The following is a 14,003-nucleotide window of genomic DNA, read 5'->3' as shown; positions in this document are numbered from 1 at the left end:
AATGCCCGCCGGACTAATAACAAGGACAAGCCCCGATGGCTCGCTCAGCTCTTCTCAACGTCATGGTTCAGGCCGCATTCAAGGCCGGCAAGTCGCTCGCACGCGATTTCGGCGAGGTGCAGAACCTCCAGGTGTCGCTGAAGGGGCCGGGCGACTACGTTTCCCAGGCGGACCGCAAGGCCGAAAAGCTGATCCGCGATGAACTCCTCAAGGCCCGGCCGACCTATGGCTTCCTGGGCGAGGAGAGCGAGGAGATCAAGGGAACGGACGGCGCGCACCGCTGGATCGTGGACCCGCTCGACGGCACGACCAACTTCCTGCATGGCATTCCCACCTTCGCATCCTCGATCGCGCTGGAACGCAACGGTGAGATCGTCGCAGCCGTCGTGCTCAACCCGGCAACGGACGAGCTCTACACCGCCGAAAAGGGCGGCGGCGCCTTCCTGAACGATCGCCGTCTGCGGGTCGCTGCGCGCAAGGAACTGTCGGACTGCGTCATCGGCTGCGGCGTGCCACACCTTGGCCGCGGCAATCACGGCAAGTTCCTGATCGAGCTGCGCCATGCCATGGGTGAAGTGGCCGGTATCCGCCGGATGGGGGCGGCCGCCCTCGATCTCGCCTTTGTCGCCGCCGGCCGTTTCGACGGTTTCTGGGAGCGCGACCTTTCGGCATGGGACGTCGCGGCCGGCATTTTGCTGATCCGCGAGGCCGGCGGTTTTGTCAGCGATCTGAACGGTGGCAATGCCATGCTCGAAACCGGCACGATCGTGGCCGGCAACGAACATATCCACAAGGCGCTTTCCGAGGTGCTGCATCGTCCGGTGCCGACGCGATAGGGGCGATATCTCGACCGGCGTCCACATTGGCTCGCGGTTCCGTTCGTGCGGAAGCCGCGACCGCTGCCGTCGCGCCGCCCGGCAAGCGCGAGCCGGGGCCAAAGGGCCGCCAAGGCTGTGCACTGTCCAACGTAAGGTTATGAGCAAGCTCTTCAATTCGGCGCAATCTTCCTCTAGGCTTTCATCGCACTGAAGCAGGAGATGCGGGGACTATGGCAAAGCTGGCGCTGTCGGATTGGGAGGGGGCGGCCGAGACCGGGGACGTCTACCCCCACAAACTGTCGAGTCCGATGCCGTTCTTCTGGACGATGGTGATCTTCCTGATCATCGTCGGCTTCGTCGCGGCGATCCTGTTTCGCCAGGCCCACGCCGCCTTCGTCAGTAATCCCGGCCTCAATGGCCTGATTCTCGGCGTGCTTTTGATCGGCATCCTGCTCGTTTTCAGCCATGTGCTTTCGCTCCGGCCGGAGGTGCGCTGGTTCAATTCGTTCCGCGCCGCCGGCAGTGCCGAGAAGGTTGGCCGCGATCCGGTCCTGCTCGCGCCGATGCGGGCGCTTATCGGCAAGCATCATGCGATCGCGATCTCCACGACTGCGTTGCGCTCGATCCTCGATTCGATCGCCACCCGCCTGGACGAATCGCGCGACACGTCGCGCTATCTCATCGGCTTGCTGGTCTTTCTCGGCCTGCTCGGCACTTTCTGGGGTCTACTCGGCACGATCGGCTCGATCAACACCGTCATCCAGTCGCTGGACGCCGGCGCCGGGACGGCAAACGACGTGCTGACAGTCTTGAAGGAGGGGTTGTCAGCGCCGCTTTCCGGCATGGGCACGGCGTTTTCGACCTCGCTGTTCGGCCTCTCCGGCTCGTTGATTCTCGGCTTTCTGGACCTGCAGGCGGGGCGCGCGCAAAACCGCTTCTACATGGAGCTGGAAAACTGGCTGTCGTCGGTCACCGACGTTTCCTCGGAACTGTCGCCCAGCCTGGCTGCCGATAGCGGCGATGCGGCGGATATCAAGGCGCTCGCCGAGCAGATCCTGAAGCTCTCCCAGGACGGCGGACATAGCCGCTCGACTGCGGCCATGGCGAGCCTTGCCGAAGGTATCCAGGGTCTCGTCAAGAACATGCGCAGCGAGCAGCAGATGCTGCGCGACTGGATCGAGGGGCAGCAGGACGAGGCCAAGGCCCTGCGCCGAACGCTTGACCGGTTGGCGGCGCGGACCAATGGCGAACGTTCCTCCGATCGGGGCCGTGACAACGAGCGGCTGCGCGACCAGGCCGGAGGCGAATGACCCATGGCGCTCGCCCGCAACCGCCGCTCGCAACGGGCCGTCGACTACTGGCCGGGCTTCGTCGATGCCCTGTCGACGCTGCTGCTCGCCATCATGTTCCTGCTGTGCGTGTTCGTGCTCGCCCAGTTCTTCCTGAGCCGCGAGATCACCGGCAAGGATGAGGTTCTCAACCGACTGACGAGCCAGGTCAACGAACTGACCCAACTGCTGGCGCTGGAAAAAAGCGGCAAGCAGGATCTCGAGGACACGCTGGTCAATCTGCAGGCCTCGCTGGCGGAGTCCGAAGGCGAGCGTTCGCGGCTGCAACAGATGCTGAACCAGGGTGCCGGCGCATCGGACGCCGCCAACGCCCGGGTCGCGGGCCTCAATGAATCGCTCGACGCCGAAAAGCAGGTGAGCGCACGCGCGATGAGCCAGATCGAACTGCTCAACCAGCAGATCGCGGCACTTCGGAGCCAGATCGCGGCGGTCGAAGGTGCGCTGCAGGCCTCGGAGGCCAAGGATCAGGCCTCGCAGGCGAAGATCGCCGATCTCGGCCGTCGTCTCAACGTCGCGCTCGCACAGCGGGTTCAGGAGCTCAATCGCTATAGGTCCGATTTCTTCGGGCGCCTGCGGGAAATCCTGTCCGACCGCGAAAACATCCGCATCGTCGGCGATCGCTTCGTGTTCCAGTCCGAGGTGCTGTTTCCGTCCGGAAGCAGCGAACTGAACCCCGACGGCCAGACGGAAATGGGCAAGCTCGCCGCAGCACTCCTCGATCTCGCCAAGGAAATCCCGCCGGAAATCAACTGGGTGCTGCGTGTCGACGGTCATACCGACAACGTGCCATTGTCCGGATTCGGGAGATACGCAGACAACTGGGAGCTCTCCTCGGCGCGCGCGACTTCCGTCGTCAAGTTCCTGATTTCCAGGGGCGTCCCCGCCGATCGCCTTGTCGCCGCCGGCTTCGGCGAATTCCAGCCCCTGGCACCCGGCGAAAGCGAGCAGGCCCGCGCGACCAACCGGCGGATCGAGCTGAAACTGACGGAAAAATAGCGGGGGCCAGCTTTTCCCTCCCGTCGGGGAAGGGGGCACGCCTTGCACCGGTAGCTCTTGCTAGGAATTAGGTAGCCAATGCCACTAACGCCCGCTTCTGGCCCAAACCTGCCATTTGGCGATCTTGGCACGATGAGCGCTTTGCGCTTCCGAAACAGACATTCAGGCCATAGCACATCTTCGACTGGCTTGGGGCCGATTACAGAACGTCCGCTGCTGGGCAGCGCAAGTCTAACTCAGACAAACGATCAAGAGGTGCCGACGCCCCGAATGGCCCAGCGGGCAAGCACCGAGATCCCCGTATGGACGCGAGCATCGCATGGAGTTCTTCTTTCGCGGCTTCCTGCGCCGCAGACATTAAATCATCCTCGAAACAGTCGGATCGGAAGGCCATCGTCACCTCTTGTCTTTTTCGAAAGCGTATTTCAGCAGCAGCTCACCATACTCGTTAAGTTCGTATATGACGCCGCCACTAAGGGCGTCGCCGATCGTTCCTCCATCGAGACCACCCGTTGCGAGGAGGCCGACGGCATGGAGCATGGCCGCAATGTCGGAGCCTTCCCGCTGCACGCCGGGTGTAAAGGTCTTCAGATAATCCAAGTCCTCGGCATAGCTGCGATCGATGATAGCCGCGAGCCGCATTGCTTTGCGATACTCGATATGCCCGTCAATATGTGCGGCGAGAACTCGTCCCACCATGCCGGGTTTGCTCAGGTCGTCCAGCCTGGTCATGATGAGCAGTATCTGTTGACCAAACTCCCCAAGCCTTCCTTCGTCCTGCAGATTGTCCGTGAACTGCTTGCGCTTTGCAGGGGATGCCTCGTCGACGCCGTCCAGGAACTTGCAGAGCTTCTTAAAGTCCAATTCCTGTCGAAGGCTAACGAGCGCACGTGCGCCGCTCACCAAACCGCTAAATATGGGAAGTCCGGCGATTGTATCGGTCGCCACACTGAGGCCGGCATCTCCCAAAAGGGTGACCGTGTCGATCAGATTGTCGGAACCTATTGTGCGAGATAGGTTCGAGCCCAGCTTGCGCAGATCGTCGTCCGACTCATCGATCATTAGTCATCCCCTTGTAAACGCGATGTCGATACAGGTACATCCACAGTGGCCGCGCCTCGGGCATAGGACCGTGTTTGAATGTGATCCGTTCGACCAACATGTCTGGTACTGATCGCTCTATGAATAGCTACATCGCTTGCCAGCTATTCCAGAAATCTACAACTCCGCAAGCACTCAATGCACTTCGGCATTGAGCTTAGGCCCGGCAATCTATTAATGACTGCAATGGGGGCGCTTAGCCGACGCCGTGACTGCTTTCGGCGCATCCTGGCCCGCGCCACCGCCAAGCAGATCGTTGCCCGAGCCGCCGTACCGCTTCCACCGAGCAGAACGTCGATTGCCGGCTTGGCCACAGATCGCGTCGTTGCTATCCCCGCCGGTCGGCTGCGGCGGAAGGGGTTACTGCGCCGCCGTCGACTGCTCCTCGGCGCCGTCGTCGAATTGCAGGCGCGCCAGCTTGGCATAGAGCCCGCCATGGCGGACGAGGGATTGATGCGTGCCTTCCTCGACGATACGGCCATGATCCATGACGAGGATCCGGTCGGCCTTCAGCACGGTCGCAAGCCGGTGGGCGATGACGATCGTCGTGCGATGGCCCATCAATCCGTCCAGCGCCTTCTGCACCAGCTTCTCGCTCTCGGCGTCGAGCGCGGAGGTCGCTTCGTCGAGGAGAAGCAGCGGGGCATCCTTCAGGATTGCGCGCGCAATCGCGATGCGCTGCCGCTGGCCGCCCGAGAGCGTGATGCCGCGCTCGCCGACCATCGTGTCGAAGCCGTGGTCAAGCCGGTTGATGAATTCTTCCGCCTGTGCGGCCTCGGCGGCGGCGCGGACCTGTTCCGGTGAAGCGCCCGGCAGGCCGAAGGCGATGTTGTCGGCGATCGTGGAGGCGAAGATCGTCACGTCCTGCGGCACGACGGCGATGCGGCTGCGGACCTCTTCGGGCTCGGCGGAGCGCAGGTCGACGCCGTCGAGTGTCACCGTGCCGCTGGTGGGATCGTAGAAGCGCAGGATCAGCGACAGGATCGTGCTCTTGCCGGCGCCAGAGGGGCCGACGACCGCCACCGTCTCGCCGGGCCTGATCGAGAACGTCAGGCCATTGAGGCTGCGATAGCCGGGGCGCGAGGGATAGGCGAAATGAACGTCGGAAAAGTCGAGCGCGCCGCGCGGGGGGACGGGAAGGGCGGTCGGATGCGCGGGCGCGGTGATCGCCGGCTTCTCGTCGAGAAGTTCGCTCAGGCGCTCCGCAGCGCCGGCGGCCTGGGACAGTTCGCCCCAAACCTCCGAGAGCGAGCCGAGACTGCCGGCGGCAAAAACCGAGTAGAGCAGGAACTGGCCGAGCGTGCCGGCGGAGATGTTGCCGGAGAGGACGTCCTGGGCGCCGAACCAGAGGACAGCCACGACGCTGCCGAACACCATGGCGATGGCAAAGCCGGTCAGGAGCGAGCGGGCGAGGATGGCCGCGCGGGCCGCGCCGAATGCGGTTTCAACAGCATCACCGAAGCGGTTGCGCGCGGACTGCTCCGCGTTGAACGCCTGTACCGTGCGCGCCGCGCCGATCGCCTCGCCGGCGTAGGCCGAGGCGGAGGCAAGCGTGTCCTGCGCCTGGCGCGAGCGGCGGCGCACCGAGCGGCCGAAGGCGACCAGCGGGAAGACGATGATCGGGATTGCTGCCAGCACCAAGCTCGAAAGCTTGGGGCTCGTGTAGATCATCATGGCAATCGCGCCGAGGCACAGGATCAGGTTGCGCAGCGCCACCGACGCCGTCGCCCCCACGGCGGACTTGATCTGGGTCGCGTCGGCGGTCAGGCGCGAGACGATCTCGCCGGACTGATTCTGGTCGAAGAAGGCGGGCGACAGACGCGTCACATGATCGAACACGTCGCGGCGCAGGTCCGAGACGATGCGCTCGCCGAGCGTGATGACGAAATAGTAGCGAAAGGCGCTTGCGAGCGCCAAGAGGATCGCCAGCGCCGCCAGCATCATGAAGTAGGTGTCGATGAAACCGGCATCAGATCCGGAGAAGCCGTGGTCGATCATCCGCCGCACGGCCATCGGCAGCGCCAGCGTGGTGACGGCGGCGGCAACCAGGGCGACGAGGGCGCCGGAGACGAGGCCGCGGTAGCGGGTGAGATAGGGGCCAATCGCTGCGAGCGGTCGGAGCGATTTGCGTTCGGTCTTGCGCTCCGCGCCGGCCTCGGGTTCTTTGCTCACGTTTACCTCATTTCCGGTACGTTGCGGCACGAATTATCTTTCGGCTCTTGTTATCCCGCCGGCCTTCATGTATAGGCTCGCCATCGAATTGGGAAGCCGCTGGCCTGTCGGTCGCGGCTTCATTTACGTCTTTGGCCCGGCTGCCGCAACCGATTGCGACAAATGGTCTCCGGAACCTGCAGGAAGATTGTCATGAAGGCTGATATCCATCCCGACTACCACACCATCAAGGTCGTCATGACCGACGGTACCGAGTACGAAACCCGTTCGACCTGGGGCACCGAAGGCGCGGTCATGAACCTTGAAATCGACCCGAAGTCGCACCCGGCCTGGACCGGCGGCAACCAGCAGCTTATGGACCGCGCCGGCCGCGTTTCCAAGTTCAAGAAGCGCTTCGAAGGCCTCGGCCTCTAAGTCGATCCGCTCTAGCGATTTTCGAAGCCCGGGTTTGCCCGGGCTTTTTTGTTGCCCGCTTACACCTGCGACCGCGTCCGGACAACAAAAAACCCGGCTGATGGCCGGGTTGCGGTTGCCTTCGGTGCGCCGAGAGCGGTTAGTTGTTGCCAAAAGCCGTGTGCAGCAGGTTGATCTGTGCCTGGACGCTGTTCTGGTTGTCCGGCACGAAGGTCTGGACGTCCTGCGGGCGATACATTTCGCGGTCGAGCAGGGCGACGCGGTTCTGAAGGCGCAGCGAGCGCTCGATGAGGTCTCGGAATGACTCCGGCAGCTCGTTCCAGCCCGGCGCCGCACGATCGACGTTGAAGCCGTCCAGACGCACCTTGCTCTTTTCCGAGAGCACCTGGTCGCGCGTCATCTCGCCATTGTTCACGGCACGCTGCAGCAGCAGCCAGGAGGCCATCTGCATCAGCCGGGTCGTCAGCCGCATAGATTCGGCGGCGTAGAGAACGGATGCCATGCGCGGCAGCACCTTGGCAGCCTGACGGCCCGGGCCGTCGAGGTAGCTCGCCGTCTCCTCCACCAGCCCCATGCCTTCGGCGTACAGGTTCTTGAACTGCGACGACGTCGCGACGTGACCGGCGAAGCTGACGGTATTCAGTCCTCTATCAGACATGGCCCCATTATCCTGTTTAACGCGATCACGATTAAGATGCCACGACGCTCGGAGAAGTGTTCCGCTGGGTCGTTTTCATGCGGGCAGAATGTTCTCATAGCCGATTTCCCGCAAGCACGATCTTAAGAAAGGGTTAATCTCCACAATTCTTTACAGCATTGCGAGACAGCGGGAAAGCACGCAAAAAAAGAGCCGCGGGAAGCGGCTCTCAAGGTAAAACAGGGAGAAAATCAGACCCATTCCCCAAGCGGCGAAAATGTCTGAATCCGGAAAAGTCCGGATACACGATTAATAGCGCATGATGCTTAATGGCCAGTTAACCGTATCGCCTGACTCGTGTTGATCGTTTCGACCAGAGCAGAATTGTTAACGAAACAGTTTTTCAGCCGCCGAGCGGCTCGCCCCTTTCCGGATCTTCTCTTCCTCGAGGCGTGCGATCTCCTCTTTGAGCAGCGCGATGCGGTTTGCCAACTCGTCGACCGAAAGCAGCGACAGATCGCTGCCGATCTCGTGTGCCAGCTTTTTGACCGGCCTGTCGTCATCAGACATGCTCATTTTCCATCCTCCGTTGTCGGGTGCGAACCCGTCTCCTGACTTGCGCGCGGCGAGAGACGCAGGCTTTCCGGTGTCGTCAGCGTGCCTGGATTTGTAAAGGCCTCACGGGCGACCGCGGGAAGGGCAGCCCGGCGGCGGCTGCGGAAGATCGCGTAGGCCGAGATCAAGAGGTGTGCGGCGAAGGTGACGAGGAACAACGCATAGGGACCGACCGTCGACATCACCGGGCCGCCGAGGGTCGGGCCGATGATCGTACCGATGCCGTAGAGCAGCAGCAGGCCGCCGGACACCTTTACGAAATCCTCCGGGCTGGCGAAGTCGTTCGCATGGCTGACGGCGATCGGGTAGAGCGCATTCGCCGCCGCGCCATAGAGCGCGATGACGATCAACAGAGGGGTGACGGAGGCGGGCTGCAGAACGAACATGAAAAGTCCCGACGCGGCAGCGACGGCCGAGAGTGCGGCCAGCACGTAGCGGCGGTCGACCCGGTCGGAAACGCGGCCGGCCGGCAGTTGCATGACGGCGCCCGCGAAAATCGTGACGCTCATCATCAGTGCGATCGAGCTCGCCGTCAGCCCGGCCTCGGCACCGAAGACGGCGCCGAGCGTGCCGAAGGCGCCGTTGGCGATACCGATCAGCACGATGCCGACGCAGGCCACTGGCGAGGTACGGAACAACGCCGGTATGTCCAGCCGGACCTGCTTCAGCGGCTGGGGGGAGGCGGCAGTCGATAGCGTCGTCGGCAGCATCGCCAGGCAATAGAGGATGCCCGCGACCATGAAGAGGATCGGCGTGCCGATATCGCCGAGCGGCACCATCATCTGGCCGCCGACCACGCCGAAGAGGGTGATGGCGACGTAAAGCGAAAAGATCGCGCCACGGCTTTCGTTCGTCGCCCGCTCGTTCAGCCAGCTCTCGATGATCATCGAGGTGCCGGCGATGGAGAAGCCCGTGACGGCACGCAGCGCCACCCACCAGATCGGATCGACGAGGATGCCGGTCAAAAGCGCGATGATGGCGATCAGCGAGGCAAAGCCGGAAAAGGCCCGCACGTGGCCGATGCGCTTGACGATCTTGGGCGCCAGCAGGCAGCCGAGCACGAAGCCGCTCGCCCAGGACGTGCCGAGCAGGCCGAGAAGCGTGGTCGCATAGCCCTCATGGGCGCCGCGCATCGGCAGCAGCAGGCCATGAAGGCCGTTGCCGAGGAAGAGGAACAGGGTGCCGAGCAAAAGCGCGAAGACGGAAAGGAGATTTTTTCGCATCGAGTATCCCTGAAGCCTGCGACCGGAACGACTATGCAGACAAGCACATGATTTCCAAAGCCGAATCTTGACGAGAATCAAGTCGGCCTGGTTGCGCCGTCGCGATGGCAACCCACGGCTTGGAAAAGTGTCCGCCTTGTGACAGGAAGCGATAAAAGGGAACATGTCATGTCGAAAGTTCTGCCGCTTCTACTCCTGATCGCCATGGCGCTGCATCTGTTGCGCCCGCTTGGGCTGCCCGGCCTGCGGCGGCGGCGAGACTTCTGGAAGATTGCCGTCGGCGCGATCGCGCTGATGATGCTGACGGTGTTGATCCGCCCGTAAATCCGAGTCCGCCCGCAAACCGTGCGCGGCTGCTGGTGGTTCCGCTATTTTCGAGGAGCAACTTGCCGGGCTGATCTTGTTCTGTTGCTGATGCGCTGCTGGCCGGGCAGCATCTGCCCCTGCCGCACCTGCGAATCAAAGAGGGCCGCCCTTCGGCGGCCCTCCATGAGGTTTGGCCCTGTGTGACAGGCCCGGACCGATGGGTCCGAGGAAGGTGGGACTCAGAACGAGGGCTGCCTCGCTGCTGCCACCACAAATCCCAGTGCCGTCACGAGGTCCGAAATCTCATTAGACATTGGATCACCTTCCTTTCTGTTCGTTGACGTTACCCGACATGTAGGTCGACGGCGGGTAAACGCAAGGCCGCTTGCGCATTTTGCAGCCGTTCGCTGCAGTCAGGCTGCGCTTTCCATCTCCTTCTTCCATTCGCCCTTGGCGGCAAGGCTGCACATTTTTGCCCGGTGGACGAAGGCGCGCTGGCCGGCGGCGACATTCTCCGGCCTGCCGCCCCAGGCGGCAAGCGCCTCGGCCTGCAAGGCGCGGCCATAGGAAAATGTCAGTTTCCAGGGATGATGACCCAAGGCATTGATGGCCGATAGGTGGGCGGTCGCCTCTTCGGTAGACTGCCCGCCGGAAAGGAAGGCAATGCCGGGTACCGCTGCCGGCACGGTGCGTTTCAGCACGCGCATGGTGCGCTCGGCAACCTCCTCGATGGACGCCCCTCGCGCCTTCTTGCCGTCGATGACCATGGAGGGCTTGAGGATCATGCCCTCGAGGCGGACGCGCTGGTCGGCCAGTTCCTCGAAGGTGATGCGCAGCGTTTCCTCGGTCACGTCCTGTGAGCGCAGGATGGAATGGTCACCCGGCTCGCCGTCCATCAAGACTTCGGGCTCGACGATCGGCACGATGCCGGCCTGTTGGCAGAGGGCGGCGTAGCGGGCGAGGGCATGGGCATTGGCCTTGATCGCGCCGTAGCTCGGAAGCACCTCGGAGACGGCGATGACGCCGCGCCACTTGGCGAAGCGCGCGCCGGCCTCGCGGTATTTAGCCAACCGGTCGGCAAGGCCGTCGAGCCCCTCCGTGATCTTCTCGCCGGGGAAGTTTGCCATCGGTTTGGCGCCGGTGTCGACCTTGATGCCGGGGATCGCACCGGCGGCGCGGATGATCTCGGTCAGCGGCCGGCCGTCGGACGCCTTTTGGAACAGGGTCTCCTCGTAGAGGATGACGCCGGAAATGAAAGAGCGCATCGCCTCTTCGGCGGAAAACAACATCTGGCGGTAGTCGCGCCGGGAGGCCTCGGTGGATTCGACGCCGATGCTGTCGAGGCGTTTCTTGATGGTGGCGGTGGATTCGTCGGCGGCAAGCAGGCCTTTGCCGGTCGCGACTATGGCGGCAGCAATGTCTTCCAGTCTCTCGCTCATGCTTTTCTCCCTTGCCTCACGGCATTGATCTTGTTTCCTCTCCTGTCCTTCTGCATCGGCAGCCATTTGCGGCCGCACCTTTCGCCATCTTCGGCCAGCGCAGGTGGGGCGTCAACGAAAATGGCCCCCTCCCTTGGGTGGAGGGGGCCATGTCTATCGACCAGTGATGTAGCTGAGCGTTGGAGGCTGGTTGCGGCTCTTGCTCCTTCGTCAGGCCGGACCTGATCCGGCATCCAGCGCGCTCAAGTCCTTGGGCGCGGAAGGAGTCTCGCGTGCCGCAGACGCGGGGCGGTTGGATCCCGGCTCAAGGCCGGGATGACGGAGCGGTTGGGAGCCGGCCGTGGTCTACTTCTGCTGCAGCACGTCGACGCCCGGCAGCGGCTTGCCTTCCATCCATTCCAGGAAGGCGCCACCGGCGGTGGAGACGTAGGTGAAGTCGTCGGCAACGCCAGCATGGTTGAGCGCTGCGACCGTGTCGCCGCCGCCGGCGACCGAGATCAGCGCTCCTTCCTTCGTGCGGGCGGCAGCGTGTTTGGCCGCTGCAACCGTGGCCGCGTCGAAGGGGGCAATCTCGAAGGCGCCGAGCGGGCCGTTCCAGACGAGCGTCTGCGCGCGCGAGATCCAGGCCTTGACCGTCTCGATCGACTTCGGACCGACGTCGAGCACCATGGCGTCGGCAGGGATCGCGTCGATCGCGACGGTCTCGTTGTCCGCGCCCGCCTTGAATTCGCGGGCGACGACACCGTCTTCCGGCAGGATGATGGCGCAGCCGGCGGTCGCAGCCTCGATCATGATCTGCTTGGCAGTGTCGGCGAGGTCATGCTCGCAAAGCGACTTGCCGACATTGGTGCCACGGGCGGCGAGGAAGGTGTTTGCCATGCCGCCGCCGATGACAAGCGCGTCGACCTTCTTCACAAGGTTCATCAAGAGGTCGATCTTGGTGGAGACCTTGGCGCCGCCGACGATGGCCACGACCGGGCGCTTCGGATTGCCGAGGCCCTTTTCCAGCGCTTCGAGCTCGGCCTGCATGGTGCGGCCGGCATGGGCGGGAAGCAGGCGGGCGAGGCCTTCGGTTGAGGCATGGGCGCGGTGGGCGGCGGAGAAGGCGTCGTTGACATAGATGTCGCCGTTGGCGGCAAGCGCCTTGGTGAACTCGGCGTCGTTCTTTTCCTCACCCGCGTGGAAGCGGGTGTTCTCCAGTAGCAGGATGTCGCCGTCCTTCATTGCGTCAACGGCGGCCTTGGCGTGGTCGCCGATGCAGTCCTGGGCGACGGCGACCGGCTTGCCGAGCACGTCGTTGACGGCCGAAACGATCTGCGACAGCGACTGGTCGGCGACCGGCTGACCCTTCGGGCGGCCGAAATGGGCGAGCAGGATAACCTTGGCGCCCTTCTTCGACAGTTCGAGAATCGTGGGGGCGACCCGCTCGATGCGCGTTGCGTCGGTGACCTTGCCGTCCTTGACGGGGACGTTGAGGTCGACGCGGACGAGCACGCGCTTTCCGGCGATGTCGTTGAGGTTGTCTAGGGTCTTGAAGGTCATGGCACCGCTCCTCGAATTCTGGGCCGAAAGCACCGCGCGCCGAACGCGCAAAATCGCTGCAATATACGTTTCGGAGTGTCCCACCTTCAATCCAGTCGGCGGGATGTATCTGGACAAGCTGATAGTGAACCAGCTTTGCCATGGGGGCTCATGGAGCAACGGCCGCATCTTCGCCGTCATGCCGGACTTGATCCGGCATCCAGCGCGCTCAAGTCTTGAGCGCAAGATAAACTTCCGCGCCGCAGACGCGACGCAACTGGACCCCGGATCAGGTCCGGGGTGACGGAGGGTAGATGGCGCCTCAACACCAAGCGCCGTGTCACGGACGACACCTGGACATCTGCCCGGGTGTCGTCTGACTTGCCTTAGATCAGCTTGCCGAGCGCGACTGCGGTGTCGGACATGCGGTTCGAGAAGCCCCACTCGTTGTCGTACCAGGAGAGGACGCGGACGAGGTTACCCTCGAGGACCTTCGTCTGGTCGGCGGCGAAGCTCGACGAATGGCTGTCGTGGTTGAAGTCGATCGAAACCAGCGGGTCGGTGACGTAGTCGAGAATGCCCTTCAGTTCGCCTTCGGCGGCGGCCTTGATGGCGGCATTGACTTCCTCGGCGGTCACGTTGCGCTTCGGCACGAACTTCAAGTCGACGACCGAGACGTTCGGGGTCGGTACGCGGATCGAGGAACCGTCGAGCTTGCCCTTCAGTTGCGGCAGCACGAGGCCGACGGCCTTGGCGGCACCGGTGGAGGTCGGGATCATCGACAGCGCCGCGGCGCGGGCGCGGTAGAGGTCCTTGTGCATGGTGTCGAGGGTCGGCTGGTCACCCGTATAGGCGTGAACCGTCGTCATGTAGCCCTTCTCGATGCCGAAGGCCTTGTCGAGAACGTAGGCGACCGGCGCCAGGCAGTTCGTCGTGCAGGAGGCGTTCGAGATGACGAGGTCGTCCTTGGTCAGCGTGTTGTGGTTGACGCCGTAGACGATGGTCTTGTCGGCGTTGTCGCACGGGGCCGAGACGATGACGCGCTTGGAACCGTTGGCGAGATGAGCGGCTGCCTTTTCCTTCGTCGTGAACAGGCCGGTGCACTCCAGCGCGATGTCGACGTCGCCCCAGGGCAGTTCCTTCGGGTCGCGGATGGCGGTGACGCGGATCGGACCGCGGCCGACGTTGATGGTGTCGCCATCGACGGTGACGGTGTGCGGGAACCGGCCGTGAACCGAATCGTAACGCAGCAGGTGAGCGTTGGTCTCGACCGGGCCGAGGTCGTTCAAGGCGACGACTTCGATGTCGGTACGGCCGGATTCGATGATGGCGCGGAGCACGTTGCGGCCGATGCGGCCGAAGCCGTTGATGGCAACTTTTACGGTCATTTCAGGACTCTCCCTGTCAAACGT

At 63.4% G+C, this 14,003-nt stretch carries 14 protein-coding genes; 6 read left to right on the top strand and 8 right to left on the bottom strand.

All coding sequences use genetic code 11. The features are described 5' to 3' along the window. The first annotated feature begins 35 nt into the window (after positions 1-35). The 3 genes from AC1DDS_RS11910 to AC1DDS_RS11900 all read left to right on the top strand — a co-directional run bounded on the left by AC1DDS_RS11910 (position 36) and on the right by AC1DDS_RS11900 (position 3,163). Positions 36-836: an inositol monophosphatase family protein gene (locus AC1DDS_RS11910; protein WP_477479091.1), complete on the top strand. Its 801-nt coding sequence runs from the start codon at positions 36-38 to the stop codon at positions 834-836. Positions 837-1,048: 212 nt separating this feature from the next. Beyond that, the gene (locus tag AC1DDS_RS11905; protein WP_477479090.1) at positions 1,049-2,128 is read left to right on the top strand and encodes a flagellar motor protein MotA; all 1,080 of its coding nucleotides are present in this window, start codon (positions 1,049-1,051) and stop codon (positions 2,126-2,128) included. A 3-nt stretch (positions 2,129-2,131) separates the two neighbouring features. Next, a complete protein-coding gene (locus AC1DDS_RS11900) occupies positions 2,132-3,163 on the top strand; it encodes a peptidoglycan -binding protein (protein WP_477479089.1) in 1,032 nt (343 codons plus the stop codon). A 396-nt stretch (positions 3,164-3,559) separates the two neighbouring features. Here the strand turns inward: AC1DDS_RS11900 and AC1DDS_RS11895 are convergent, their stop codons facing one another. Then, a complete protein-coding gene (locus tag AC1DDS_RS11895) occupies positions 3,560-4,225 on the bottom strand; it encodes a hypothetical protein (RefSeq protein ID WP_477479088.1) in 666 nt (221 codons plus the stop codon). Between the two features lie 399 nt (positions 4,226-4,624). Then, positions 4,625-6,436, bottom strand: coding sequence for an ABC transporter transmembrane domain-containing protein (locus AC1DDS_RS11890; RefSeq protein WP_477479087.1), 1,812 nt, complete (start codon positions 6,434-6,436; stop codon positions 4,625-4,627). A 192-nt stretch (positions 6,437-6,628) separates the two neighbouring features. On the opposite strand from AC1DDS_RS11890, the gene rpmE reads away from it, so the two are divergent. Beyond that, the gene (gene rpmE, locus AC1DDS_RS11885; protein ID WP_310421752.1) at positions 6,629-6,850 is read left to right on the top strand and encodes a 50S ribosomal protein L31; all 222 of its coding nucleotides are present in this window, start codon (positions 6,629-6,631) and stop codon (positions 6,848-6,850) included. A gap of 139 nt (positions 6,851-6,989) precedes the next feature. Here rpmE and rcdA read toward each other — a convergent pair whose 3' ends face one another. From rcdA to AC1DDS_RS11870, 3 genes are all read right to left on the bottom strand, one after another. Next, positions 6,990-7,508 carry a protease adaptor protein RcdA gene (rcdA, locus tag AC1DDS_RS11880; protein ID WP_310421755.1) on the bottom strand — a complete coding sequence of 173 codons (519 nt, stop codon included), beginning with the start codon at positions 7,506-7,508 and terminating at the stop codon, positions 6,990-6,992. Between the two features lie 366 nt (positions 7,509-7,874). Next, positions 7,875-8,063, bottom strand: coding sequence for a DUF1192 domain-containing protein (locus AC1DDS_RS11875; protein ID WP_310421759.1), 189 nt, complete (start codon positions 8,061-8,063; stop codon positions 7,875-7,877). Next, entirely contained in the window at positions 8,060-9,325 is a 1,266-nt protein-coding gene (locus AC1DDS_RS11870; RefSeq protein ID WP_477479086.1) for an MFS transporter, read from the bottom strand. The genes AC1DDS_RS11875 and AC1DDS_RS11870 overlap by 4 nt, the downstream gene beginning before the upstream one ends. 168 nt (positions 9,326-9,493) lie before the next feature. On the opposite strand from AC1DDS_RS11870, the gene AC1DDS_RS11865 reads away from it, so the two are divergent. Next, positions 9,494-9,649 carry a hypothetical protein gene (locus AC1DDS_RS11865; RefSeq protein ID WP_477479085.1) on the top strand — a complete coding sequence of 52 codons (156 nt, stop codon included), beginning with the start codon at positions 9,494-9,496 and terminating at the stop codon, positions 9,647-9,649. Between the two features lie 395 nt (positions 9,650-10,044). Here AC1DDS_RS11865 and AC1DDS_RS11860 read toward each other — a convergent pair whose 3' ends face one another. Then, complete coding sequence (locus AC1DDS_RS11860; RefSeq protein WP_477479084.1) at positions 10,045-11,070, bottom strand: class I fructose-bisphosphate aldolase; 1,026 nt, start codon at positions 11,068-11,070, stop codon at positions 10,045-10,047. 345 nt (positions 11,071-11,415) lie between these two features. Beyond that, positions 11,416-12,612, bottom strand: a complete 1,197-nt coding sequence (locus AC1DDS_RS11855) for a phosphoglycerate kinase (RefSeq protein ID WP_477479083.1) — start codon at positions 12,610-12,612, stop codon at positions 11,416-11,418. Here AC1DDS_RS11855 and AC1DDS_RS11850 point away from each other — a divergent pair. Next, a complete protein-coding gene (locus AC1DDS_RS11850; RefSeq protein WP_477479082.1) occupies positions 12,611-12,895 on the top strand; it encodes a hypothetical protein in 285 nt (94 codons plus the stop codon). The genes AC1DDS_RS11855 and AC1DDS_RS11850 overlap by 2 nt on opposite strands. 82 nt (positions 12,896-12,977) lie before the next feature. On the opposite strand, the gene gap is transcribed toward AC1DDS_RS11850, so the two are convergent. Next, on the bottom strand, positions 12,978-13,979 hold the full coding sequence (gap, locus tag AC1DDS_RS11845; RefSeq protein ID WP_477479081.1) for a type I glyceraldehyde-3-phosphate dehydrogenase: 1,002 nt from the start codon (positions 13,977-13,979) through the stop codon (positions 12,978-12,980). Between the last annotated feature and the right edge of the window lie 24 nt (positions 13,980-14,003).

The sequence above is a fragment of the Mycoplana sp. 10N416 genome (assembly GCF_056394765.1).
The sequence above is the reverse complement of the archived record's forward strand: the minus strand, read 5'-3'. Positions and strand labels throughout refer to the sequence as shown.